Origin of the sequence: Pseudomonas shirazensis (assembly GCF_014268785.2) — a bacterium.
Classification (GTDB): domain Bacteria; phylum Pseudomonadota; class Gammaproteobacteria; order Pseudomonadales; family Pseudomonadaceae; genus Aquipseudomonas; species Aquipseudomonas shirazensis.
Window position 1 is genome coordinate 1,620,287 of sequence record NZ_JABWRD020000001.1, and the last position, 23,149, is coordinate 1,643,435.

The 23,149-nt window shown below is 61.0% G+C and carries 23 protein-coding genes and 2 tRNA genes; 6 read left to right on the forward strand and 19 right to left on the reverse strand.

Features of this window, described 5'->3' with window-relative positions:
• Positions 1–7 precede the first annotated feature (7 nt).
• The 5 genes from HU736_RS07310 to HU736_RS07330 all read right to left on the reverse strand — a co-directional run bounded on the left by HU736_RS07310 (position 8) and on the right by HU736_RS07330 (position 3,756).
• Positions 8–2,059 (reverse strand): hybrid sensor histidine kinase/response regulator, encoded by a 2,052-nt coding sequence (locus tag HU736_RS07310; protein ID WP_225913026.1) that lies wholly within the window; start codon positions 2,057–2,059, stop codon positions 8–10.
• Between the two features lie 132 nt (positions 2,060–2,191).
• On the reverse strand, positions 2,192–2,617 hold the full coding sequence (locus HU736_RS07315; RefSeq protein WP_103437805.1) for a GTP pyrophosphokinase: 426 nt from the start codon (positions 2,615–2,617) through the stop codon (positions 2,192–2,194).
• An 87-nt stretch (positions 2,618–2,704) separates the two neighbouring features.
• On the reverse strand, positions 2,705–3,274 hold the full coding sequence (locus tag HU736_RS07320) for an SPOR domain-containing protein (protein WP_186699030.1): 570 nt from the start codon (positions 3,272–3,274) through the stop codon (positions 2,705–2,707).
• Between the two features lie 136 nt (positions 3,275–3,410).
• A tRNA-Val gene (locus HU736_RS07325) sits at positions 3,411–3,487 on the reverse strand.
• A gap of 192 nt (positions 3,488–3,679) precedes the next feature.
• A tRNA-Val gene (locus HU736_RS07330) sits at positions 3,680–3,756 on the reverse strand.
• A 200-nt stretch (positions 3,757–3,956) separates the two neighbouring features.
• On the opposite strand from HU736_RS07330, the gene HU736_RS07335 reads away from it, so the two are divergent.
• On the forward strand, positions 3,957–5,240 hold the full coding sequence (locus tag HU736_RS07335; RefSeq protein WP_186699028.1) for an NAD(P)/FAD-dependent oxidoreductase: 1,284 nt from the start codon (positions 3,957–3,959) through the stop codon (positions 5,238–5,240).
• Positions 5,241–5,287: 47 nt separating this feature from the next.
• Here HU736_RS07335 and HU736_RS07340 read toward each other — a convergent pair whose 3' ends face one another.
• From HU736_RS07340 to HU736_RS07350, 3 genes are all read right to left on the reverse strand, one after another.
• Complete coding sequence (locus tag HU736_RS07340) at positions 5,288–5,977, reverse strand: peptidase C39 family protein (RefSeq protein WP_186699026.1); 690 nt, start codon at positions 5,975–5,977, stop codon at positions 5,288–5,290.
• A 481-nt stretch (positions 5,978–6,458) separates the two neighbouring features.
• On the reverse strand, positions 6,459–7,211 hold the full coding sequence (locus tag HU736_RS07345) for a TerC family protein (RefSeq protein ID WP_101320657.1): 753 nt from the start codon (positions 7,209–7,211) through the stop codon (positions 6,459–6,461).
• Positions 7,212–7,260: 49 nt separating this feature from the next.
• Entirely contained in the window at positions 7,261–7,503 is a 243-nt protein-coding gene (locus HU736_RS07350; protein WP_186699024.1) for a hypothetical protein, read from the reverse strand.
• 131 nt (positions 7,504–7,634) lie between these two features.
• On the opposite strand from HU736_RS07350, the gene nhaR reads away from it, so the two are divergent.
• From nhaR to HU736_RS07365, 3 genes are all read left to right on the forward strand, one after another.
• A complete protein-coding gene (nhaR, locus tag HU736_RS07355; protein WP_101320661.1) occupies positions 7,635–8,528 on the forward strand; it encodes a transcriptional activator NhaR in 894 nt (297 codons plus the stop codon).
• Positions 8,529–8,594: 66 nt separating this feature from the next.
• Positions 8,595–9,806: a serine/threonine transporter SstT gene (sstT, locus tag HU736_RS07360; RefSeq protein ID WP_186699022.1), complete on the forward strand. Its 1,212-nt coding sequence runs from the start codon at positions 8,595–8,597 to the stop codon at positions 9,804–9,806.
• An 83-nt stretch (positions 9,807–9,889) separates the two neighbouring features.
• Positions 9,890–10,537 carry a YceH family protein gene (locus tag HU736_RS07365; RefSeq protein ID WP_181106770.1) on the forward strand — a complete coding sequence of 216 codons (648 nt, stop codon included), beginning with the start codon at positions 9,890–9,892 and terminating at the stop codon, positions 10,535–10,537.
• 27 nt (positions 10,538–10,564) lie between these two features.
• On the opposite strand, the gene ahpF is transcribed toward HU736_RS07365, so the two are convergent.
• From ahpF to HU736_RS07420, 11 genes are all read right to left on the reverse strand, one after another.
• Entirely contained in the window at positions 10,565–12,127 is a 1,563-nt protein-coding gene (gene ahpF, locus HU736_RS07370) for an alkyl hydroperoxide reductase subunit F (RefSeq protein WP_103437812.1), read from the reverse strand.
• Positions 12,128–12,251: 124 nt separating this feature from the next.
• Positions 12,252–12,815, reverse strand: a complete 564-nt coding sequence (gene ahpC, locus HU736_RS07375) for an alkyl hydroperoxide reductase subunit C (protein ID WP_101320669.1) — start codon at positions 12,813–12,815, stop codon at positions 12,252–12,254.
• A 135-nt stretch (positions 12,816–12,950) separates the two neighbouring features.
• Positions 12,951–13,916, reverse strand: a complete 966-nt coding sequence (locus HU736_RS07380; RefSeq protein ID WP_186699020.1) for a fimbrial protein — start codon at positions 13,914–13,916, stop codon at positions 12,951–12,953.
• Positions 13,913–16,381 carry a fimbria/pilus outer membrane usher protein gene (locus HU736_RS07385; protein WP_186699017.1) on the reverse strand — a complete coding sequence of 823 codons (2,469 nt, stop codon included), beginning with the start codon at positions 16,379–16,381 and terminating at the stop codon, positions 13,913–13,915. The genes HU736_RS07380 and HU736_RS07385 overlap by 4 nt, the downstream gene beginning before the upstream one ends.
• Positions 16,378–17,106, reverse strand: a complete 729-nt coding sequence (locus HU736_RS07390; protein ID WP_186699015.1) for a fimbrial biogenesis chaperone — start codon at positions 17,104–17,106, stop codon at positions 16,378–16,380. The genes HU736_RS07385 and HU736_RS07390 overlap by 4 nt, the downstream gene beginning before the upstream one ends.
• 55 nt (positions 17,107–17,161) lie before the next feature.
• A complete protein-coding gene (locus HU736_RS07395; RefSeq protein WP_202883889.1) occupies positions 17,162–17,611 on the reverse strand; it encodes a fimbrial protein in 450 nt (149 codons plus the stop codon).
• 271 nt (positions 17,612–17,882) lie between these two features.
• Entirely contained in the window at positions 17,883–19,238 is a 1,356-nt protein-coding gene (gene gorA / locus HU736_RS07400; RefSeq protein ID WP_186699013.1) for a glutathione-disulfide reductase, read from the reverse strand.
• Positions 19,239–19,307: 69 nt separating this feature from the next.
• The gene (galU, locus tag HU736_RS07405) at positions 19,308–20,147 is read right to left on the reverse strand and encodes a UTP--glucose-1-phosphate uridylyltransferase GalU (RefSeq protein ID WP_101320675.1); all 840 of its coding nucleotides are present in this window, start codon (positions 20,145–20,147) and stop codon (positions 19,308–19,310) included.
• 271 nt (positions 20,148–20,418) lie between these two features.
• Positions 20,419–21,333 (reverse strand): c-type cytochrome, encoded by a 915-nt coding sequence (locus HU736_RS07410; RefSeq protein WP_186699011.1) that lies wholly within the window; start codon positions 21,331–21,333, stop codon positions 20,419–20,421.
• Positions 21,330–21,980, reverse strand: a complete 651-nt coding sequence (locus HU736_RS07415; RefSeq protein ID WP_103437818.1) for a c-type cytochrome — start codon at positions 21,978–21,980, stop codon at positions 21,330–21,332. Before HU736_RS07415 ends, HU736_RS07410 begins: the two co-directional genes overlap by 4 nt.
• A gap of 146 nt (positions 21,981–22,126) precedes the next feature.
• Complete coding sequence (locus HU736_RS07420; protein WP_103437819.1) at positions 22,127–22,486, reverse strand: hypothetical protein; 360 nt, start codon at positions 22,484–22,486, stop codon at positions 22,127–22,129.
• Positions 22,487–22,649: 163 nt separating this feature from the next.
• Here HU736_RS07420 and HU736_RS07425 point away from each other — a divergent pair, with 163 nt between their 5' ends.
• Both HU736_RS07425 and HU736_RS07430 read left to right on the forward strand, forming a co-directional pair.
• Positions 22,650–22,952, forward strand: coding sequence for a DUF1883 domain-containing protein (locus HU736_RS07425; RefSeq protein ID WP_101320683.1), 303 nt, complete (start codon positions 22,650–22,652; stop codon positions 22,950–22,952).
• A 7-nt stretch (positions 22,953–22,959) separates the two neighbouring features.
• The gene (locus tag HU736_RS07430; protein ID WP_178080774.1) at positions 22,960–23,130 is read left to right on the forward strand and encodes a hypothetical protein; all 171 of its coding nucleotides are present in this window, start codon (positions 22,960–22,962) and stop codon (positions 23,128–23,130) included.
• Positions 23,131–23,149: the final 19 nt, after the last annotated feature.

The following is a 23,149-nucleotide window of genomic DNA, read 5'->3' on the forward strand; positions in this document are numbered from 1 at the left end:
CAGGAACTCAAGCCTTGGCGGTAGCATCGTCCGCTTGCGGCCTGAGCAAAGCATTGACCTGCGAGGTCAGTGCCTCGAGGGTAAATGGCTTGGTCAGTATCGCCGTGGTCGACTCCAGCGGCTGGCGATCGAGCACTTCAGGTTGCGCATAGCCCGTCATCAGCAACACCGGCAGGTCAGGCCGCGACTGCCTTCCGGCCTCCGCCATCTGCCGCCCGTCAAGCCCACCGGGTAAACCGATGTCGGTCACCAGCAGATCAATGCGGATGTCCGAACGCAGCAGTTGCAACCCTGCCAGGCTGTCCGCCGCCTCGATCACCACATAGCCGTAACTGCCCAGGGTTTCGCTGACAAACATGCGCACGGAGGACTCGTCATCGACCACTAAAACCGTTTCGCCAGCTGCGGCCGTGGGCTCGGCACACCCGCCAGGTTGCGCCTGCGGGGCGTCCAGCGCAGCGGCGTGGCCCGGCAACTGCAGCAGCACCCGCGTGCCTTTGCCCGGTTCTGACTCGATCCTCACCTGACCACCGGATTGCTTGGCAAAACCATAGATCATCGACAAGCCAAGCCCGGTACCGGCGCCAACCGGTTTGGTCGTGAAGAACGGCTCGAAGGCCTTGCCGAGCACTTCGGCGCTCATGCCGCTACCACTGTCCGCCACGCAAATGCTCAGGTAGTTGCCGGGGCTCAACTCTGGATCAAGCTCGGGCCCAGTCGTCAGCCGCTGGTCGCGAGTGCTTATCAGAATCCTGCCGCCACCCGGCATGGCATCGCGCGAATTGATACACAGATTGAGCAAGGCGTTTTCAACCTGCGCCGGGTCGACCAGACAAGCACTGGCCTGGGCTGCCAACTCCACCTTCAGGCTGATTGCCGGCCCGACCGTACGCCGGATCAGCTCCTCCATGCCGCCAATCAAGGCATGCACATCCGTCTCGACCGGCACCAGCGTCTGCCGACGGGAGAATGCGAGCAGGCGATGGGTAAGGGCAGCGGCGCGCTGAGCGGCACCATGAGCAACGCCCAGATAACGCTCCAGGTCGGCCGTGCGCCCCTGATTCAAACGCAGCCTGATCAAGTCGAGGCTACCGCTGATGCCGGCCAGGAGATTGTTGAAATCGTGAGCGATGCCCCCGGTCAGTTGGCCCACAGCCTCCATCTTCTGTGCCTGACGCAGCGCAGCCTGAGCTGCCTCGCGCTCGGCAACGGCGACGCTGATGCGGACTTCCAACGTACGATTTAGCTCGAGCAAGGCGGATTCGGCGTTCTTTCGCGCGGTGACATCCATTGAGGAGCCGATCAAACCGATCACCTCACCGGCGTCGCTCAGCAACGGCGCCTTCACCGACAGCCAAACGGCTACAGAACCGTCCGGCATGTCGACCCGCTCTTCGATCTGCTCAGCCTGACCGCTGTCCATGATGCGCTGGTCGTTCGCCATGACCTGGCGCGCCTGCGCTTCGTCTTCAAGGAATTCCAGGTCGGTCTTGCCCAGGTAAACCTCGGGCGGCTTGCCGATCAGCTGCGTAGTGCCGTGGTTGGCGACCAGCATCCGTCCCTGGCGGTCCTTGGCATACACCACGCCAGGAACTGCCGCCGTGAACGTGCGCAACAAGGCGTTTGCGCGATCGCGCTCAGTTTCGGCAACACGCCGTCCCTCAATGTCCATCAGCACGCCTGGAAAGCGCACAGCCATGCCCTGTTCATCGAGCTCGGCGCGACCATTGGCCTCTACCCAGCGATAGCAGCCGTCCTCATGGAGAACACGATATTCACAGCGAAAGCGCCCACCGCGAGCCATGGCCTGTTCGATGTCACGGCCAACCCGTTCGCGGTCTTGCTCGTGGATGGAGGCAAACGCCTCGGAGATCGGAATACCACTGGTGCAGCGTTCTGCACACAGCCCGAATGAGCGGGCGAAGCGCTCATCCGCCGTCACGCAGTCATTACGAATATCCCAAAGCCAGGTACCAATGATGGCGCCAGCATCGAGAGCCAGTTGCAGACGCTCCGAGGCATCAGTCGGGAAAACCTGAAGACGGTCGGGCCTGACCATCGCTTCGACCCGCTCCGCAGGGCCTTCTCGATCCATTGCTACCTCTTGAGTTACCGAGCTTCAAGGTCGGGCATATTACCGACCAAGCGGGTAAATGTGCTATAGGGTAGACAGCGCAACCGAGGCGAGCGTTCAAGTCAAGGCTTGCAGATAGGCACTGGCATGTTGATAGCGGCTGAGCCGGGCAAGGTCAGCGGGACCTGGGCAGGCGATGCGACTGAGGTCACTGTTATCGGCCAGATCAGCCAACTTGACCTCTCGTGCCAGAGGGTCAGCGCCGGCCCGAATCACAAACGCCTCATAGCTCTCGCCAGGACGTCGACTCAGCGAGAGCAAGGCGGCGAGGATTTTCAGCGGGAAACCCTCAAGAGCGAGGTCCGATACCGTCAGGGGCGTGTCTTCGAGTACATCGTGGAGCACGGCGACAATCCGCTGCTCAGGTGTGGACACTCGCATCATTACCCGCAGCGGATGAAGAATGTAGGCGGCCCCACCCTTGTCGTACTGCCCCTCGTGGGCTTTTGCGGCTACAGCGATGGCCCGTTCCAATGTAGACATGCGACCTCTCCCTGTTCAGCGCCCGCTTAGCCAAGCATAGCCAACGATCGCGCTCAGGCACAGCCCGCCTGCCTCATCAGTCACTTATCAGCGCTGGGCGCCATGCTGGATCACCACAGAGTCAGTGCCTTGACGCGCCATCACATCGGCCTTGCGCGCCTGCGCCTCTTCTTTGGTCGGGAATGGACCCAGCAGCACCACCGGCTTGCCATCACGGTACTCGACTGAAGAGGGAATACCCTTTTCTATAAGGCGCGCAGTCATGTCGCTCAGAGCCCCCATGTTCGGCCCCTGCACCACCTCGACATCCCAGCCCTCTGGCGCCGGCTGATCGGCCAGGGCTTCGGCGCGACGCTGCAGCTCGGCCCCTCCACAGATCTCGCGGATGCGCAGGTCGTCGCCGGTTTCGTCGACGATGATCCGGTACTGGCCATCCCGCTTGATAGCAACGTAGCTGCGGTAAGCCTCGAATTTGCCGTCAGCGTCCTTGCCACGGAATTGACCGCAGATCGAGCCATCGGTATCGAAGCGCACGTTGGCGAATTTGGCGGTCTTGGGATTACTCAAGTGTTCGGCCACCTGTTTGTGCACGCCATCCACTTCATTGTTGCAGCCCGCCAAGGCCAGCATCGCTGTTACCACCGCAAGTTTACGCACGCGTCTAACTCCAGAATCGAAGGCGCGGATTCTACCATGATGGCTGGCTAGCGCCGATGGGCAGGCTGCCGCAGGGTGTTTCAGGCGCGAAACAAATGCAAAAAGGGCGACCCTTTCGGATCACCCTCTTCAAGTTTGGTAGGCACAATTGGACTCGAACCAACGACCCCCACCATGTCAAGGTGGTGCTCTAACCAACTGAGCTATGTGCCTGTCGTGGGGCGCATATTACGAGTGAAGCGCACCCCTGTAAAGCTTTTTTTTGAAGAAAATCAAAACCTTTGCGCCACCGAGCGGCGCACTCTGGTGCACGCCCCTGAGACTGTGGTCGCCCCACCAGTCTCAGCAACCAACAGCAGCGTAAATGAAAAAAGGGTGACCCTTGCGGATCACCCCTTTTCGATTTGGTAGGCACAATTGGACTCGAACCAACGACCCCCACCATGTCAAGGTGGTGCTCTAACCAACTGAGCTATGTGCCTGTCGTGGGGCGCATTCTACGGAATCCAAAAACCCTGTCAACTGTTTTTTCCACGCTAAGCCACTGAATCATAAAAATATTTACTAATAGTCACGCGCCACCGCTGCGTAAAGGATTTTCACCGTACGACTAGCGGGTGTTTATTATTATTGATAGCATCGGTACATTCGTTAAAAATATAAAACACGAGGTCTCTCGAGCATGGCTAATACCCCCTACCCACAGTCCTACTACGCCGCCTCGGCCAACCCGGTGCCGCCACGTCCGGCGCTGCAGGGTGAGGTGGAAACCGACATCTGCGTAATTGGTGCGGGCTATACCGGCCTGTCCAGCGCACTGTTCCTGCTGGAGAACGGCTTCAAGGTCACCGTCGTCGAAGCGGCCAAGGTTGGCTTTGGTGCATCCGGCCGCAACGGTGGCCAGATCGTCAACAGCTACAGCCGTGACATCGACGTGATCGAACGCACTGTTGGCCCGCGCGAAGCACAATTGCTGGGCGCGATGGCCTTCGAAGGCGGGCGTATCATCCGCGAGCGCGTAGCCAAGTACAACATCCAGTGCGACCTCAAGGACGGCGGCGTATTTGCGGCCATCACGCCCAAGCAGATGGCCCACCTGGAATCGCAAAAACGCCTGTGGGAACGCTATGGCCACACCCAACTGGAGCTGATGGACCAGAAGCGCATTCGTGAAGTGGTCGCGTGCGACAGCTATATAGGCGGCATGCTCGACATGAGCGGCGGCCATATTCACCCGCTCAACCTGGCCTTGGGCGAAGCGGCTGCGGTCGAGTCGCTGGGCGGCGTGATCTATGAACAGACCCCAGCCATACGCATCGAGCGCGGCGCCAACCCGGTCGTGCACACCCCGCAGGGTAAGATCCGCGCCAAGTACATCATCGTTGCCGGCAACGCTTACCTGGGTAACCTGGTGCCGGAGCTGGCCTCGAAGTCGATGCCATGCGGTACTCAGGTGATCACCACCGAGCCACTCAGCGAGGAGCTGGCACGTACCCTGCTGCCGCAGGACTACTGCGTCGAGGATTGCAACTACCTGCTCGACTACTACCGCCTGACCGGCGACAAGCGCCTGATATTCGGCGGCGGGGTGGTCTACGGCGCACGCGACCCGGCCAACATCGAAGCGATCATCCGGCCGAAGATGCTCAAGGCATTCCCGCAGCTCAAGGACGTCAAGATCGACTACGCCTGGACCGGCAACTTCCTGCTGACGCTGTCACGTCTGCCTCAGGTCGGCCGCATCGGCGACAACATCTACTACTCGCAAGGCTGCTCCGGCCACGGCGTGACCTACACCCACCTGGCGGGCAAAGTCCTGGCCGAAGCGCTGCGCGGCCAGGCCGAACGCTTTGACGCATTCGCCGGCCTGCCGCACTACCCGTTCCCGGGTGGCCAACTGCTGCGAGTACCGTTCAGCGCCATGGGTGCGTGGTATTACAGCCTGCGCGATCGCCTGGGCTTCTGAGCCATAGCGGATGAAGACGGCCGGCCATCAGCGCCGGCCGTTTGCGTTCAGGGCTGGCCGAGGCTGCTGACGGCTTGCCTGGCCGCCATTTCCTGCCCTGCCCGGGCAAGTTCATCGGCGCCTTGCAACCAGCGCTGGCGATCAACCTGTGCAGGCAGTTGCTGCGGTGGCTGAATCAACACTGCCCAACTGCCCTGCTCCGCCCACGCCTTGGCAAACGCGTCGAACGACATCATCTGCCGCCGCTGCATGCCTGCACGCAGCAGCACCCGCTGCTTGTAGCTGTCATAGCCGACCAGTACCGCATAACGCGGCTCACTCCACCACGCCGAACCCTCTTGATAACGCAGCAGCACCGGGTTGCCCGCCGCCACCTGGGCGAGCAATGCATCCAGACGCTTGTCCAGCGGATACACCAGCATGCCGTAATCACGCGCCACAGGCGGGATCGATGTTTCCAGCGCTTCGGCTGCTTCAGGCAGCTTCAGCGGCTTGTCGAGCAAGCCCGGGGTGATCCGAATGCCTTGCTGCGAGAGCATGACCGCCAGCGCCATGGCGCCGCTGTGATTGGCGTTGCCGCGGAAGAACGGCACGCTGCTGATCTCGACCCGCTGCGGCAAGCCTTTTACATCCGCTGGAGGCGCGCCGGCGCAGCCAACCAGACTGGCCGCCAGCAGGCATGCAGCGAGCAGGCGCTGTGAAGGGTTGAGCAACGACTTGCGGGAAGCTTGCAACATGGACACTCACTTGTCTGAAGCCGGGCTGGCATCCGGCGATGGTCTCTGATCATAGGGCGGACGCGCGCGCAGGAATAGCCCGACGCAGGCTAGTAACAAATCGGACCAAGGGTTCGACCTAAGCTCAATTGAACGTCATGAAGGTAACGCTAGACTAAGTAAGTGTCTGGAAGGTAAGCCTGGGGCAAGCCCGAGAGAAGGAGGCACACATGAGCCTGACTATGGGAATTCTGTTATTGGTAGGTATGTGGCTGAGTGTGGCCGCTGCCATGTTATGGGGCGTTCTGCGGATTGTCCGCAGGCATTCACATCATCCACTGCCGGTTCAGGCCAAGCCCTTGCCCGTGCAACGCGCTCGTCAGCCCGCTGCAGCGCACTGACATCGCGTCAGCGCAAAACAAAAAACCGCGCAGCTTGAAGGCATACGCGGTCGCTTGATGAAAATGCTATTGCGGATGGGGCGCCAAGCGCCCCGCGCACCTTACTCCTGTGCCGCCTCACGTTTGAGGCGAGCGCGGCGGGCAAAGATGTTGAGCATCTCGATCGCAGTCGAGAACGCCATCGCTGCATATACATAACCTTTAGGCACATGGGCACCGAAACCTTCGGCGATCAGGGTCATGCCGATCATGATCAGGAAGCCCAAGGCCAGCATCACGACGGTCGGGTTGTCGTTGATGAAGTTGGCAAGCGGATCGGCGGCCACCATCATCACGATAACAGCTGCCACTACAGCGATGATCATGATCGGCAGGTGTTCGGTCATGCCAACTGCGGTGATGATGCTGTCGACCGAGAATACGATGTCCAGCAGCAGAATCTGGAATATCGCCGCGGCGAAGCCCAGGGTCACGGTGGACGAGACCGTGGCCTCATGCTTGGCACCGTGCGGATCGACACTCTCGTGGATCTCTTTGGTTGCCTTCCACAGCAGGAACAGGCCACCGGCGATCAGGATCATGTCCTTCCAGGAGAAGGCATTGCCGAAGATCTCGATTACCGGATCGGTCAACTGAACGATCCAGGCCACGGTGCTGAGCAACGCCAGGCGCATGATCAACGCCATGCTGATACCAATCCGGCGCGCCTTGGAGCGGTACTCGACAGGCAGCTTGTTGGTCAGGATCGAGATGAAGATCAGGTTGTCGATACCGAGCACAACTTCCATTGCCACCAATGTGGCCAAAGCTACCCAGGCGGTCGGGCTTGCGGCGAGTTCCAGCAAATATTCCATGAATCAATCCTGTTTCTGGCTATGTTAGGGCTGTGTTCGCAGCTGTGGGTCAGATGTCCTGGGTCTTGCCTTCGCCATCGGCGGGCTTGGCCGATTTCTCACCCTCGCCGCCAATGACGTCATTCAACGCTTGCTGAGCGGCTTCATTGGTCTTGTCGATGGCCTGCTTGGCAGACTGCGCCGCCTGATCGAGCACCTGCTGGGCAGATTTCTCAGCCTGATCGCACCCGGCCAGGCTGAACAGCGCCAGCACAAGAACCAACGGGGTACCGATGGATTTCAGTTGTAGCATAGGATCCTCACTTGTCATGTCTGGGCAGCGCGCGTGGCGCCTGATGAAAGGCATTCTAATGAAGCGGAAACATCCGGAAAATTCGTTTTTTTAGCGGCTATACTTCGTTTTTTACGAATCCGGAAACAACCATGCTCAATTACCGGCAGCTGCATTATTTTTGGGTAGTCGCACGCACCGGCAGTATTGCCCGCGCCAGTGAGCAGCTGAATCTGACGCCGCAAACCATCAGTGGGCAGATCAGCCTGTTCGAGCAGACCCATGGTCTGGAATTGTTCCAGCGTGTCGGACGTCAGCTTGAGCTGACCGAGAGCGGCAGGCAGACACTGGTCTACGCCGAACAGATGTTCCAGATCGGCAGCGAGCTCGAGACCATGCTGCGCGCCGGGCCGCAGGAGCAGATCCTGTTCCGCGTCGGCGTTGCCGATGTGGTCCCCAAGTCCATCGTTTATCGCTTGCTGGCCCCGACCATGGAGCTGGACGGCGCCCTGCGCATCAATTGCCGGGAAGACAAACTCGAGCGGCTGCTGGCCGACCTGGCCATCCAGCGTCTGGACCTGGTGATTTCCGACAGCCCCATGCCCAGCCATCTGGATATCAAAGGCTACAGCCAGAAACTCGGCGAATGCGGCTTGAGCTTTTTTGCCACCCCAGCTCTGGCGGCAGAATACTCGGGTGCATTTCCGGCCTGCCTGAATGATGCGCCGTTGCTGATCCCGGGTCAGGAGACAGTTGTACGCAGCCGTTTACTGCGCTGGCTGTCCGAGCAGCAGGTGCAGCCGCGGATCGTCGGTGAGTTCGATGACAGTGCCTTGATGCAGGCCTTCGGTCAGTCCGGCAGCGGCATTTTCGTTGCGCCCAGCGTGATTGCCGATGAGGTGTGCCGCCAATATGCGGTGGTGCTGATCGGCCATACCGAGGCGGTCAACGAGTCGTTCTATGCGATCTCGGTAGAGCGCAAGGTCAAGCACCCGGGGATCGTCGCGATTACCGAGGGAGCGCGCAAAGAGTTGTTCCACTGGTAAGCAGCGGCCGGGAGCGCTGGTCTATGGTACAGTCGCGCCCGTCCAAATCCCTGAGATTCGCTGCACATGCTGCCTGTTCTTCGCCTGCTCACCCGCACCAGCCTGGTTACCCAGATCGTCATCGGCCTGATCGCCGGCATCGCCCTGGCCTTGCTCGCGCCTGCCGTGGCGCTGGACCTGGCGTTTCTCGGCAAGGTTTTCGTCAGTGCGCTCAAGGCGGTAGCGCCCGTCCTGGTGTTCGTGCTGGTGATGGCCTCGATCGCCAACCACAAGCACGGCCAGCAAATCCATATCCGGTCGATCCTGTGGCTGTACCTGCTGGGCACCTTTGGCGCAGCCGTGGTCGCCGTGATCGCCAGCATGCTGTTCCCCTCGACCCTGCTGCTCAGCGCCAGTGAGGCGTCGCTGAGTGCTCCGGGCGGTATCACCGAAGTGCTGCAGAACCTGCTGCTCAGCGCTGTCGATAATCCGGTAGCGGCGCTGCTCAATGCCAACTTCATCGGCGTGCTGACCTGGGCCATCGGCCTGGGGATCGCCCTGCGCCATGCCAGCGAGGCCACCCGCACCGTAGTCGACGACCTGTCCAATGCGATGACTTATATCGTGCGCGTGGTCATTCGTTTTGCGCCGCTGGGGATCTTCGGCCTGGTCGCAGCGACCCTGGCCCAGTCGGGGCTGAGCGCCCTGCTTGGCTACCTGCACCTGCTGGCGGTTTTGATCGGCTGCATGCTGTTTGTCGCGCTGGTGATGAACCCGCTGATCGTGTTCTGGAAGATCCGCCGCAACCCCTACCCGCTGGTGCTGATGTGCCTGCGCGAGAGCGGCATCACGGCGTTCTTCACCCGCAGCTCGGCCGCCAACATCCCGGTCAACCTGACACTGGCGAAGAAACTCGGCCTGCATGAGGACACCTACTCGGTCTCGATCCCGCTGGGCGCAACCATCAACATGGCCGGTGCGGCAATCACGATCACCGTACTGACTCTGGCGGCCGTGCATACCCTGGGCATCAGTGTCGATCTGCCCACTGCCGTACTCCTTAGCGTAGTGGCTGCGGTGTGTGCCTGCGGCGCATCGGGCGTGGCCGGTGGTTCTCTGTTGCTGATCCCACTGGCGTGCAGCCTGTTCGGCATTCCCAGTGAAATCGCCATGCAGGTGGTCGCCGTCGGTTTCATCATCGGTGTGCTGCAGGACTCGGCTGAAACAGCGCTGAATTCTTCGACCGATGTGATCTTCACCGCCGCCGCCTGTAAGGCCCGGGAGCGACGCGCAGCCTGAGTGATAAGGCGGCGCCGCTGGCAATTGCTTAACGGCGCCGCTTTACCTAGGCTAGTGGCCTTTCCTCGCAACGAGACAGGGCCATGTCAGAACAACACAACGCCAGTGAAGGCCGCTTCAACAGCACCGAGATCCGCATCCTCGGCTCGCTGATCGAAAAGCAGGCCACCAGCCCTGAAACCTACCCCTTGACCCTCAACGCGCTGGTGGTCGCCTGTAACCAGAAGACCAGCCGCGAACCGGTGATGAACCTCTCTCAGGGCCAGGTTGGCCAAGCGCTGCGAGCGCTCGAAGGGCGTGGTTTTACCAAACTGCAGATGGGCAGCCGCGCTGACCGCTGGGAGCAACGCGTAGACAAGGCGCTGGAACTGGTGCCCGCGCAGCTGGTGCTGATGGGTTTGATGTTTTTGCGCGGGCCGCAGACGATCAACGAGTTGTTAACCCGCAGCAACCGCTTGCATGAGTTCGAGGATGACCAACAGGTCCAGCATCAGCTCGAGCGCTTGATTTCACGTGAGCTGGCGGTACACCTGCCGCGCCAGGCTGGGCAGCGGGAAGACCGCTATACCCACGCGCTGGGTGATCCGGCAGAGATCGAGGCTATTCTTGCGGCGCGCCAGCAAGGCGGCGCTGAACGCAGCTCGGCCCCCAGCATCGCTGAAGAACGTATCAGCGCGCTGGAGGCACGAATTGCAGCACTGGAAGAACGCCTGGCCCTGCTGGAAGGCTGAACCCAGCCAGCGCAGCAGGCGTCTACGTCAGGCCGGCGCCGAGCTGCGGATCAGGTGATCGAAGGCGGACAGCGAGGCCTTGGCACCCTCGCCCACCGCAATCACGATCTGCTTGTACGGCACGGTGGTGACGTCCCCGGCAGCGAACACACCAGGGATGTTGGTCTGGCCCTTGGCGTCGACGATGATCTCGCCACGCGGCGACAGCTCGACCGTGCCTTTGAGCCAATCGGTGTTGGGCAGCAGGCCGATCTGTACAAAGATCCCTTCCAGCGCGATGTCATGCAGCTCATCGCTGTTGCGGTCCTTGTAGCGCAGGCCGTTGACCTTTTCGCCATCTCCCAACACTTCGGTGGTCAGCGCACTGGTGATCACCTTGACGTTGGCCAGGCTGTGCAGTTTGCGCTGCAATACCGCATCGGCACGCAGCTGGCTGTCGAACTCGATCAATGTCACCTGAGCGACGATACCGGCGAGGTCGATGGCCGCTTCCACACCTGAGTTGCCGCCACCGATCACCGCCACGCGCTTGCCCTTGAACAGCGGACCATCGCAGTGCGGGCAGTAGGCAACACCGCGGGCGCGGTACTGCTGCTCGCCAGGCACGTTCATCTCGCGCCAGCGTGCACCGGTCGCAAGGATCACGGTCTTGGCCTTGAGCGAAGCGCCGCTGGCCAGCCGCACTTCGTGCAGGCCGCCAGCAGCAGCCGGGATCAATGCCTCACCGCGCTGCAGGTTCATGATGTCGACGTCGTACTGTTTGACGTGCTCTTCCAGCGCCGAGGCCAGTTTTGGCCCTTCGGTTTCCTGCACCGAGATGAAGTTCTCGATCGCCATGGTGTCGAGCACCTGGCCGCCGAAACGCTCGGCGGCAACGCCGGTACGGATGCCTTTGCGCGCAGCATAGATTGCAGCTGCGGCGCCGGCTGGGCCACCGCCCACTACCAGCACATCGAAAGCGTCTTTGGCATTGATCTTCTCGGCCTGGCGAGTGCCGGAGCTGGTGTCGATCTTGCCAAGAATCTCTTCCAGGCCCATGCGGCCCTGGCCAAACACTTCGCCGTTGAGATAGATACTCGGCACGGCCATGACCTTGCGTGCTTCAACCTCGTCCTGGAACAGCGCGCCATCGATGGCCACGTGTTTCACATTGGGGTTGAGCACCGCCATCAGGTTCAACGCCTGGACTACGTCCGGGCAGTTCTGGCACGACAGCGAGAAGTAGGTTTCAAAAGTGAAGTCGCCTTGCAATGCCTGGATCTGCTCGATCACTTCGGCACTGGCCTTGGATGGGTGGCCGCCGACCTGCAGCAGCGCCAGCACCAGAGACGTGAATTCGTGGCCCATGGGAATGCCGGCAAAGCGCAGGCTGATATCAGCACCCGGGCGGTTCAGCGAGAACGAGGGCCGGCGCGCGTCGCTGCCGTCCTTGTTCAGGGTAATCAGGTCCGACAGGCCGGCGATCTCCACCAGCAGGTCGTGCATTTCGCGGGACTTCGCACCGTCGTCGAGGGAGGCTACGATCTCGATCGGCTGGGTGACCCGCTCCAGGTAGGTTTTCAGTTGCGATTTAAGCGTGGCGTCCAACATACGGGCGATTCCTTGAGCAATCAGGGTAAACAAAAACGCCCAGGCAAAAGTGCCCGGGCGTTTGGCAGGGCGGTGATGACTTCAGCTGTGGCGGCTGTTCACCGCCCGCGACTGGCGCACGATCTTAGATCTTGCCAACCAGGTCCAGCGATGGTGCCAGGGTGGCTTCGCCTTCTTTCCACTTGGCCGGGCAGACTTCGCCTGGGTGAGCGGCAACGTATTGGGCAGCCTTGACCTTGCGCAGCAGCTCGCTGGCGTCACGGCCTACACCACCGTCGTTGATTTCGACGATCTTGATCTGGCCTTCTGGGTTGATCACGAAGGTACCGCGATCAGCCATGCCAGCTTCTTCGATCAGCACGTCGAAGTTGCGCGAGATGACGTGGGTCGGGTCACCGATCAGCGGGTACTTGATCTTGCCGATGGTTTCCGAAGTGTCATGCCAAGCTTTGTGGGTGAAGTGGGTGTCGGTCGACACACCGTAGATTTCCACGCCCAGCTTCTGGAACTCGGCGTAGTTGTCGGCCAGGTCGCCCAGTTCGGTCGGGCAGACGAAGGTGAAGTCGGCTGGGTAGAAGAACACGACAGCCCACTTGCCTTTCAGGTCGGCTTCGCTGACCTGAACGAATTCGCCGTTATGGAAGGCAGTAGCGTTGAACGGTTTGACCTGGCTGTTGATGATAGGCATGAGAGAAGCTCCGTCATGGGATTAAGAAGTGGTTGACGGGGAGAATACTAACCACCTAAACCGGCGATGGCTCATTGGCAAAGCTCATGCTCTTGATTGGTTTTGGCTATAAGCGGCTCACTCCGGTAGATCCTTTCATTCATAGGAAAGCAGCACAGTGGCACGCGCCCTGGCCACTCCCGGCCGAACGCTCTGCGCAATCTGCACATACGCCGCACGCAGACCTATCCGCACAAAGTCCTCCCCAAGTCGCACTCTGGCCAAGTTATGCCGAGTGGTGCCCAACTGCAGCAAGCCGCCATCACTGCGCATCAGACGCACCCCCAGGCCCGCAGCACTTGATTCGCCGGCAAGTTGCAGGTGATCAGTTGCGCCACCACCGCTGGCATCTTCGAACTGCGCAAGCACCTGCACTGACCGGCCGTTTGTGCTCGGCTGGCAGCGCAACCGCAACTCGAAGTCGACAGCCGCCGACTGGCTGCCAAGGCCCCGGAAACGGCTCCAGGACTGGACGCTGAGGTTGACCTGAGTGTCCCGGCTTGACCCCTCCAGATGGCAGGTCGGCTGCTGCACGCCCACGCTGATCACCGCCGGTGTCAGACCAAGACGCTGAATCAGCTGCGAGCCCGCATAAGCCTCGGCCGCAACCGCTGGCAGCCGTAGTTCACCGGCGCTGATCGGGCCGGTCTTGATCAGCGCGAGCTCATAACCGCTGTCGAAGCGGTGCTCACCTGCCGGCAGCATCCGCTCGCTCATCGGCCAGGTCAGGCCGCTGCGTTCGCCTGGCAGCGGTCGTAACCTCACGCTGATGCCGGCAATACTGGTCGACAGCAGACCGGGCTGAGCATTTCCTGCACCTGGCGCGTGCAACCAGCCCTCGCGCAACGGTGCTGGCTGGCTGCAACTCACCTGTAGTGACGGGCCATTCACCTGCTTGCTGAACAGCACCTGACCAATGCCAGCCGCCGCCGGCAGTTGCAACTGCGCCGGTAATGCCAGCGCCAGGCGCGCCGGCTGCTGCCCCGAGCCCAACCGGCATTCGGCGGTTGCCAACGGCGTGATGACCAGGCTGATCATGAGTAGGCCGAACGAACACTTCATGCTTGATCCTCAGGGTGGGCAAGGCACACAGCTACCAACGCTTGGGCAGGCACCTCAGTACGTTGCTCAATTCGGCAGCGTTGTCCGGCAGCGCTACCCCAGGTCACATCCAGCGTTGCCTGCTGATCATCACTGCGCAGGTGCAGGCGACTGCCCTGGCCAACCAGACCCAGCTCAGTGCCGTGCACATCGGTCACCTGTGCGCCAAAAGGCAACGCCTGGCCGTACTCGCGGCGGGCTTCGAGAATCCATGGGCGACCGCTGCGAGTGGCGAACTCCAGATAGCCGACGGCGCCAGCGCGCGGCACCAGGGATTGTGCAGTCAATTGCAGCTCGACTTGATCGGTCATGCCGCGCGGGTCGAGCTCGACGGTGTTGACGCTGTAGGGCGTCAGGGCCGGCGTGACGGCATAACCGCGACTGTCCAGACGTATGTAGGGGTGCTGGGCAATCCGCGCCGAGGCAGCGCCGGGCGCGCGAACGATGGCGAAGCTCTCGCCCAACGCCGGCGCTGCGATCACCCCACCCGCATGGGCGACCAGCGCACCACGAATGCCCAGCGCGGCCTGTCGATGACCCGGACGGCTGGCCAGCGAGCCGCTGAGCTCGCCAGCAGCGCTGCGCCGCAGCAGGTCGGCGTCAAGCCCGGTGGCGTTGTCAACGCCACCCTGGCGTACCGCGGCCAAACCATAGCGCCATTGATCATCCTCACCGGCGGTGGCGCTCCAGCGCAGACTGGCACTCGACTGGCCTTCGCTGTCCAGACTAAGGCCGCTGCTGATCGAACCGCTCCGCCGCTCGCCGAGGGGGGCGCTGACGGTAAACGTCAGGCTGTTGACAGCAAGGCCATCGGCACGCTGCTCACGGCTCAGGTTCAGGCCATACCCCATCGCGCGGTAAGCATTGTGATACCCCAGGTTGTAACCGGTAGTAGTGCCCTGCCCAAACCAGCGCTGGCTGCTGATGGCACTGAAGTTGAGCCGACCGCCGCCAGGCCCGAGGTCTTGATTGAGGCTGGCGCTGGCACGCCAGCGGGCCTGATCGCTGCGGCCATCGGCGCGGGCGAAGGCAAAGTCGTTGAAGGTTTGATAGCCCGCGCTGTCAGTCTGGGTCAGACTCAAACCCAGATCGGTGGCGCTGGACTCGAACCGATGGCGCCAGCTCCATCGCAGCGCTTGGCCTTGCAGCGTCTGCCCGGGATGGGGCGCGGAACGGGATAGGTAAGCGGTCAGGCCGAATGCGCCGAAATGGCTGTTGATCGCCGCGCCCACAGCGCTGGCCAGGTAATCGTCGCTCAGCCAGCCGCCACCGTGGGCGCTAAGCTGATTGTTCAGCCCCTGCTGCCAGCTGCCTTGGACGAAACCGGGCCCCGTGTCGCCCTGATCGTCACGCCAGACGCCGCCGTTGAGCTCGAAGCGATGCGAACCAGGACGCAATGCCAACGGCGCGGCCTGGTAGGGTATGGTGAAACTGCGCACACTGCCATCAGCCTCGCGCAGACTTACCTGCAGATCCTGGTTGATGCCGCTGGCATACATATCCTCGATTTCGAACGGCCCGGGCGGCACGGTCGACTCATGCAGCAACACCCCGCCCTGGCGAATGCTCAGCAATGCAGTGCTCTTGGCTACACCACGTACTACCGGCGCAAAGCCCCGCATCGACTGCGGCAACATGCGTTCATCGCTGCTGACTTGAAGCCCCCGGAACGCACTCGTCTCGAACACATCGCCGGCACTGTGACCGTCCCCTGCAGTGAACTGCGCCGACCAACTGGGGATATCCCGCCTGACCCAGCTCGCCGCAGGTAGATAGTGCGAACGGCCATCACTGGTCGCTTGCCAGCTGCCTTCGTGACGCCAGTACCAGGCGCCGGTATTCACCCCGGCGCGCACGCCAAGGTAACCTTGCCGACTGCTGCTGTGCTGCTGCAAATCCTGTTGCTGGAACAGGTTCAGGCGATAGTCGATAAAGCCCGCCGTGACACCGGACTCCCACGTACTGGGCGGCAGATAACCGTGCGGTTGCCTGAGCAAGGCCTGCTGAGCAACCTCAAGGTGCAGGCGTAGTTCGGCGAAGTTCAAGTCTTCACTGGCTGACAGTTGCAATGCCGGCAAGCTCAGGCAGGCGCTCGTATCAGCCAGCGCCTCAACTGCACCCGCTGGCAGTTGCCCCCTATCCACGCCCAGCGCCTGCAGCAGTGAGGCACTGTAACAAGGGCTGGCTTGCAGGTTGAGCGCCTGGCGCCGCAGTAATACCGAGTGACGTCCCAGCCAGCGCTGGTTGAGCGTTATATCGAGGGTCACTTCGGTCTCCGGTACGCTCTGGTCGTTCTCGTAACGCTGCAGATCAAGGCTGGTGCCAGGTCGCAGAAACCCCGCTTCGAATTCAACCGCGAAGGTCAGACGGGTGGCCAGGCAGCTGGCCAGGACGGTCAACCCGCGGGATGTGATCCAGCTTTTCATGGGCGCGCTAGCCCAACGCTCTCGCGCAAGGCGCCGTAGTCGTCGATGGCCGCATAACTGACCTTGACACTTGCGCCCGGCGCAGGCTGCAAGCCCGGGATGGCAAATCGAGTACTCGCCAGTGGTGGCACGTGGCTGGGCTCGCCGTGCAGCTCGCCTCCCCCCTGAAGCATGTCGAGACTGCTCAAGTTAATGAAATACGGGGTCGGGTTATAGGCCTCAAGGGCCCAACCCTGGGTATCGCTTACCAGCTTCCAAGTCAGTTGGAGGTAGGCCTCTGCGGCACTGCCGCTCAGCCCCACGGGCCGATACAACAGCTTGATCCGGCTGCGTAGCGACACCTGCAAGACGTTACCGTCAGCCTTGGGCGGTACATCCAGGATATTCAGCCAGTACAAGCTCTCACGGTCTGCCGGCAGTGCCTGGCCAAGCTTGGCAATGCGCAGACTCTGGCCCTTTTTGGGGTCGATGCGAAACAACGGTGGCGATAGACTGAACGGCACGTCCAGATCCTCCAGGGCCGCTTGAGCGCGGCCGTCATCGATCCAGGCCTGAACCAGCGAAGGGCTGCTGCCTTCGTTACTGAGCCTTACGGTGACCTCGGATTGCTGCGCCGGGTAAATCACCCGAGTGGAGGCAATCACCACACTGGCACTTGCCTGAGAGGGCAGCACGCAGACGCACAGCAGCAGCCCGCACACGCGGGCGGGAACGAACGATTGCATGGGGAGTACTCGCTGAGGGTTGGAAGGCAGCTCCGAACAGAGCTGCCTACTGCACTTACAGGTAGTTCAGCGAGTACTGAACGCGCGAGCTGACAGTGCCAGGCGTGGCTGCGCCAGTCGCATAGTAATTGACCGAATACTGCAGGAGCGCGCCGCCATTGCTGATTGCAACGAGCTGCGAGTTCTGGCTGCCGTCTGCGCCAGCCAGGTTCATTGGAACGCTGGCGTTGTTGAGCAGTTGCAACTGGACGTTGCGGGCCCCCCCGGCGTCGGTGATCAGGCGCCCCTCAGGACTGATGGTCGGGCCTGGCTCGAAATAGGTGGATACACGACTGATGCCTGGAGCGCATGCACTCAGGCGCAACTGGAAGTTTGTATTACCGGCAATCCGGCCGGCACGCGACAGGGCAGAGGCGTTGACTGGCTGCAAACGCACAGGCAGATCATTGCTGCCTCCATTGATCACACAGGTTGGCGCGACCACTTCCCCGGAAAAGCTGATCACGCCATCCGTTGCATTAGCGGAAGTAGCTGCCACAAGCAATGCGCAGCAAGCCGCAAGCGAGGCTTTCGATACCATGTTCATGTTCACCTTTGCTGATTCAAATAAGCATTCAGGCCTTTGCCTGGACGGCACCACCGCTGGGGTGCCGGCTCAGTATCTGCAAGGTGTGCTTGACTTGATGTCGGCTCTGGTAGTTGCAACAGGCGCTAAGTCACCGGACACCGTAGGAAACTAGGCAACTTAGCGTCGGCCCCTGACCCCACCAGCAGGATCAGCGCATTGCCGTGCGCATGGTTACAAACTCTTCGGCCGCTGTAGGGTGCACGCCAATAGTCTCGTCGAATTGCGCCTTGGTCGCGCCTGCCTTGAGCGCAATACCCAGGCCTTGAATGATCTCTCCCGCGTCTGGCCCGACCATGTGACAACCCAGCACCTTGTCGGTATCGGCGTCCACCACCAACTTCATCAGGGTCTTCTCCTGAATCTCGGTGAGGGTCAGCTTCATTGCTCGGAAGCGGCTTTCGAATACTCGCACCTTGTGACCCGCCTCAATGGCCTGCTCCTCGGTCAGCCCAACCGTACCAATCGGCGGTTGACTGAACACCGCGGTGGGGATGTTCCGGTAATCCACCGGTCGGTACTGCTCCGGTTTGAACAGACGCCGCGCAACGGCCATGCCTTCAGCCAGAGCCACAGGGGTGAGCTGGACTCGACCGATGACATCACCAATCGCCAGAATAGAAGGCTCAGTGGTCTGGTACTGATCATCGACACGCACGAAGCCACGCTCGTCGAGTTCCACACCCGTGTGTTCCAGGCCAAGGTTGTCCAGCATCGGCCGGCGGCCTGTCGCGTAGAACACGCAGTCGGTGAGCAGCTCACGGCCATCCTTGAGGGTGGCCTTGAGGCTGCCGTCTGCCTGCTGATCGATCCGTTGAATGTCGCTATTGAACTGCAGGTCAACGCCGCGCTTGTCCAATTCGTCCTTGAGATGAGTGCGCACCGAGCCGTCGAAGCCGCGCAGGAACAAGTCGCCGCGATAAAGCAGGCTGGTGGCGCTGCCAAGCCCTTGGAAAATGCCGGCAAACTCGACCGCGATGTAGCCGCCGCCGACAACCAGAATGCGCTTGGGCAGCTGCTTGAGGTAGAACGCCTCGTTGGATGTGATCGCCAGCTCTTTGCCAGGGATGTCCGGCACCAGCGGCCAACCGCCGGTAGCGATGAGGATATGCTTGGCTGAGTAGCGCTGACCGTCTATTTCGACTTCATTGGCGCCCGTCAGTCGCGCATGGCCTTCAAGCAGGGTCACCCCACTGTTGACCAGCAAGTTGCGGTAAATGCCATTGAGCCGCTCGATTTCGCGATTCTTGTTGGCAATCAGCGTACCCCAGTCGAAGTGCCCCTCTTCCAGCGTCCAGCCGAAGCCGGCAGCCTGCTCCATTTCGTCAGCGACGTGGGCGGCATACACCATCAGCTTTTTCGGCACGCAGCCCACATTGACACAGGTACCGCCCAGGTAGCGGCTCTCGGCCACAGCGACCTTGGCGCCAAAACCCGCCGCGAATCGCGCGGCACGCACACCGCCGGAACCGGCACCAATCACGAACAGATCAAAATCGTAAGTCACAATCCAGACTCCACAAAAAAGCCACCCAAGAGGGTGGCTGTTTTTCATACGGGCTGCAAGCCTGCAGGCTTAGTAAGCCTTGCCAGCCTTGTAGAAGTTCTCGAAGCAGAAGTTGGTCGCCTCGATGTAACCTTCGGCGCCACCGCAGTCAAAGCGCTTGCCCTTGAACTTGTAGGCAATCACACAGCCTTCCTGCGCCTGCTTCATCAGCGCGTCGGTGATCTGAATCTCGCCGCCTTTGCCTGGCTCGGTTTCACGGATCTTCTGGAAGATGTCCGGGGTCAAGATGTAGCGGCCGATGATGGCCAGGTTCGACGGGGCATCTTCCGGTGCTGGTTTCTCGACCATGCTGTTAACACGGTAGATGTCGTCACGGATCATCTCGCCAGAGATAACGCCGTACTTGTTGGTTTCCTGCGGATCGACTTCCTGAATGGCAACGATCGAGCAGCGGAACTGGTTGTACAGCTTGACCATCTGCTGCAGCACGCCGTCGCCGTCGAGGTTGACACACAGGTCGTCCGCCAGCACGACCGCAAACGGCTCGTCGCCGATCAGCGGTTGGCCGGTCAGGATGGCATGGCCCAGGCCTTTCATTTCGGTCTGACGGGTGTACGAGAACGAGCACTCGTCGAGCAGACGGCGAATACCGACCAGGTATTTTTCCTTGTCGGTGCCTTTGATCTGATTTTCCAACTCGTAGCTGATGTCGAAGTGGTCTTCAAGCGCACGCTTGCCACGACCGGTCACGATGGAGATCTCGCTCAGGCCGGCATCCAGTGCCTCCTCGACGCCATACTGGATCAGTGGCTTGTTTACCACTGGCAGCATTTCCTTGGGCATGGCTTTGGTAGCTGGCAGGAAGCGGGTTCCGTAGCCGGCTGCCGGGAACAAGCATTTCTTGATCATATACGTCCTTAACAAGGGCTTAGCGTACGAAATTCGGCGCAGTCTAATCAGGCGGCGCGCACCTTACAATGCCTAGCCTGAAGCGACCGCTGCCATGATAGAGATACCCCAGTGTAGTTAGTTCCAACGGATCGCAAATATTCAGCCTGTTGCCGGCAGGTTTGGCCCGCTGACAGCGGGCTCTGGTAGCCCTGAACCCGCTTCGAGGCGCGTCATTTTCACGCCAGTGCATACGCAAAAAGACGCGCATCAGAAGTGTCTACCGCAAGCGTTACCGGGTTGTGCCCTGCCCGATCACCATGCCATCGACCTTTTGCCCATACAGGTTGACGCCGTCATTGGCATGAAACTTCAATCGGGTTTTTTCGACTGAGCCTTCCAGCAGGCGCGGGTCCTGCGGCCGTTCGTGGCGATTGATCCATGCAGCGACATCCCATGCCTGCTGATCACTGAGGCTGCCGGGCTTGCCAAGTGGCATGTTGTACTTAATGAACGACGCCGCCGTATTGATCCGGTGCATGCCAGCGCCCCAGTTGTAGGAGTCCTTGCCCCATAGCGGTGGCATCACGTATTCACCTGCCACCTGCTGGCCTTCGCCTTGGTCGCCGTGGCAGATCGCACATTGCTCGCGATACACCTGCTTGCCGCGTTTGAAGTCATACCCACCCTTGGGCTGAGGCACTTCGGGATAACCACGCCCAGGTGCCTCGACCGCGGTCGGCGCATTGGTCGACAGCCAGTATGAGTAAACGCTCAGTGCGGTCATTTGCGGGCTATCCGCCGCAGGCGGCTTGCCGTTCATGCTGAACTGGAAGCAGCCCTGGATGCGTTCGGCGAAGGTGTTGACCTTGTCGTTTTTCCTGCGATATGCCGGGTACATCGGATAAGCGCCCCACAGCGGCGCAGAAAACGCCATACGGCCCTGATCAAGGTGGCAATTGCTGCAGTTCATGCCGTTGCCCACGGCCTCGGGCATCAGCCGGCGGGTATCGACAAACAAGGCATGGCCCTCGCGGACCATCTGGCCAAAGGCGTTGTCCGGGATCTGGCTTTCCGCGGGCGGCGCGAACTGCACTGCAGCCTGCGTGCCGGGCACCTTGAGCTGGGATTGATCTTCCATGGCAATCGGCGTGGCAGCCTGGGCGCTACCCATGGCCAACAACAGGGTTGCAATGATCGGCTTCATGGCTTGACCTCCTGAGCCAGTGGATGGGCGAAGAACTCGGCAACTGCCGTGATCTCGGCATCGGTCATGGCCTTGGCCACGCCGACCATCAACTGATTGGGGTCATTGCTACGGCTGCCGTCGCGCCAGGCATTGAGCTGCGCCACCAGGTACGCCGCGGGCTGCCCCGCCAGTGGCGGGAAGTGCTCACCGACGCCGCTGCCGCCTGGCCCGTGGCACTGCACACAACCCGGGATTTGCCGGTCCCAGTCGCCGTACAGGGCCAAGCGCGACACCGGGTCGGTGGCAATCTGCTGGCGACGCAGATCAGACGCCGGGGCACTCGGCAGGCTGGCCAGGTACTCACTGACGGCTTTGGCTTCCTGCGCGCTCAAGGCTTTGGCCAGCGGCTCCATCACCGGCTGCTTGCGGCTGCCACTGCGAAAGTCTTGCAGCTGCTTGTTCAGGTATCCGGCCGACAAGCCGGCCAGCCGCGGAAACCCTGCAGCGGCGATGCCCTTGGCATCGGGCCCATGACAGCCCAGGCAGGCCATCGCAGCGGGGTTAGCCCCACCCTGGGTGAAAATTTTCTGACCTTCGGCGGCATGCGCCACGGGCCAGGCCAGGATCAGCGCAGTGCTGATCGCAAAACGACTCAACGGATTCATCACGGGACGCTCCATTTCCTTGTTATAAGCTTAGGCTTAAAAGGTATAAGCACAAAAATAGTAGGCTTATCCTCCGGCAGGCAACAACGCCTACCGGACAAGAACATGAGAATTGGCCCGCTAAATGGCCGTTTAGCTGAGCTGGATCAAGATCCGGAGATGCATTTGGTCGTGGCTGCGCGCACATCACCCAGGCGCAGCGGGAAGTTGTTCAGCCGCTCGCGCAGCTTGATGCTGCTGCCGCTACCACGCTTGTCGATGTCGAGCAACGCAGCAGGACCCGCACCCGCGGTCAGCTTCTGCGGCACGATCAGGCGCAGGCCGTCGCCGCGCTTTTCCTGCACCAGCGCGTCGCGGCTACTCGCCAACTCGGCCTTGATACAATCGGCGTACACCTGAGGCGCCTTGCCAGACATCACATCCATGGTTTCTCGCGATTGCTCCAGCTCAGCGACACTTACACAGCCGCCCAGAGTCAAGGTCATCGCCGCCACCGCCCACTTCATTGGAATACCTCTGCCTGCTTTAAAGAATGTGTATGACAACAACCGGGCGGGTTTGCTCCCTGGTTTGGCGGATTTATCCCTACCCCGGCCATCAGGGGCGGGAGTGTACCGCTACATCGTGATATCTTGCGCAATTGCACGAATAAACTTTGCGGAGCATCACATGAAATTCGTACACCAGCGCGAGCACCTCAACGAGGACGACATTGTCGTGATCGAGTGCTCCCAGCGCTGCAACATTCGCCTGATGAACGACGCCAATTTCCGCAGTTTCAAGAATGGCGGGCGTCATACCTACCATGGCGGCGCGTTCGACCAGTTCCCGGCGAAGATCGTCGTGCCCAGCACCGGCTTTTGGAACATCACCCTCGACACGACCACGCCCCGGCCGATCTCGGTCACGCGCAAGCCAACTTTCACGCACAAGATCAAAATCGTGCGTCGCTCGTCGTCGCAACTGAGATAAGCCCGCCATGACCCAGAACATCAAGTACGTGATCAAATACAAGCTCGATGGCGAGCAACGCTTCGACTTCGCCGTGATGCCGGACAACTCCGAAGAGCAGGCGCGCCTGGCGCTGCAACAGATCCATGGCGATGACGTCGCCAAGATCAGCGACATCAAGGTCAGCAAGGCCCTGTAAACCTGGCCCTGGCTGGGCG

Excerpts from the sequence above, each read along its gene's own strand:
- HU736_RS07420 (WP_103437819.1), bottom strand. The coding sequence starts at position 22,486 with ATGAAGTGGGCGGTGGCGGCGATGACCTTGACTCTGGGCGGCTGTGTA.
- HU736_RS07340 (WP_186699026.1), bottom strand. The coding sequence starts at position 5,977 with ATGTTGCAAGCTTCCCGCAAGTCGTTGCTCAACCCTTCACAGCGCCTG.
- HU736_RS07315 (WP_103437805.1), bottom strand. The coding sequence starts at position 2,617 with ATGTCTACATTGGAACGGGCCATCGCTGTAGCCGCAAAAGCCCACGAG.
- galU (WP_101320675.1), bottom strand. The coding sequence starts at position 20,147 with ATGATCAAGAAATGCTTGTTCCCGGCAGCCGGCTACGGAACCCGCTTC.
- ahpF (WP_103437812.1), bottom strand. The coding sequence starts at position 12,127 with ATGTTGGACGCCACGCTTAAATCGCAACTGAAAACCTACCTGGAGCGG.
- HU736_RS07380 (WP_186699020.1), bottom strand. The coding sequence starts at position 13,916 with ATGAAGTGTTCGTTCGGCCTACTCATGATCAGCCTGGTCATCACGCCG.
- HU736_RS07390 (WP_186699015.1), bottom strand. The coding sequence starts at position 17,106 with ATGCAATCGTTCGTTCCCGCCCGCGTGTGCGGGCTGCTGCTGTGCGTC.
- HU736_RS07310 (WP_225913026.1), bottom strand. The coding sequence starts at position 2,059 with ATGGTCAGGCCCGACCGTCTTCAGGTTTTCCCGACTGATGCCTCGGAG.
- sstT (WP_186699022.1), top strand. The coding sequence starts at position 8,595 with ATGCTGCCTGTTCTTCGCCTGCTCACCCGCACCAGCCTGGTTACCCAG.
- nhaR (WP_101320661.1), top strand. The coding sequence starts at position 7,635 with ATGCTCAATTACCGGCAGCTGCATTATTTTTGGGTAGTCGCACGCACC.
- HU736_RS07425 (WP_101320683.1), top strand. The coding sequence starts at position 22,650 with ATGAAATTCGTACACCAGCGCGAGCACCTCAACGAGGACGACATTGTC.
- HU736_RS07430 (WP_178080774.1), top strand. The coding sequence starts at position 22,960 with ATGACCCAGAACATCAAGTACGTGATCAAATACAAGCTCGATGGCGAG.
- HU736_RS07350 (WP_186699024.1), bottom strand. The coding sequence starts at position 7,503 with ATGCTACAACTGAAATCCATCGGTACCCCGTTGGTTCTTGTGCTGGCG.
- HU736_RS07365 (WP_181106770.1), top strand. The coding sequence starts at position 9,890 with ATGTCAGAACAACACAACGCCAGTGAAGGCCGCTTCAACAGCACCGAG.
- HU736_RS07335 (WP_186699028.1), top strand. The coding sequence starts at position 3,957 with ATGGCTAATACCCCCTACCCACAGTCCTACTACGCCGCCTCGGCCAAC.
- HU736_RS07345 (WP_101320657.1), bottom strand. The coding sequence starts at position 7,211 with ATGGAATATTTGCTGGAACTCGCCGCAAGCCCGACCGCCTGGGTAGCT.
- ahpC (WP_101320669.1), bottom strand. The coding sequence starts at position 12,815 with ATGCCTATCATCAACAGCCAGGTCAAACCGTTCAACGCTACTGCCTTC.
- HU736_RS07415 (WP_103437818.1), bottom strand. The coding sequence starts at position 21,980 with ATGAATCCGTTGAGTCGTTTTGCGATCAGCACTGCGCTGATCCTGGCC.
- HU736_RS07385 (WP_186699017.1), bottom strand. The coding sequence starts at position 16,381 with ATGAAAAGCTGGATCACATCCCGCGGGTTGACCGTCCTGGCCAGCTGC.
- HU736_RS07410 (WP_186699011.1), bottom strand. The coding sequence starts at position 21,333 with ATGAAGCCGATCATTGCAACCCTGTTGTTGGCCATGGGTAGCGCCCAG.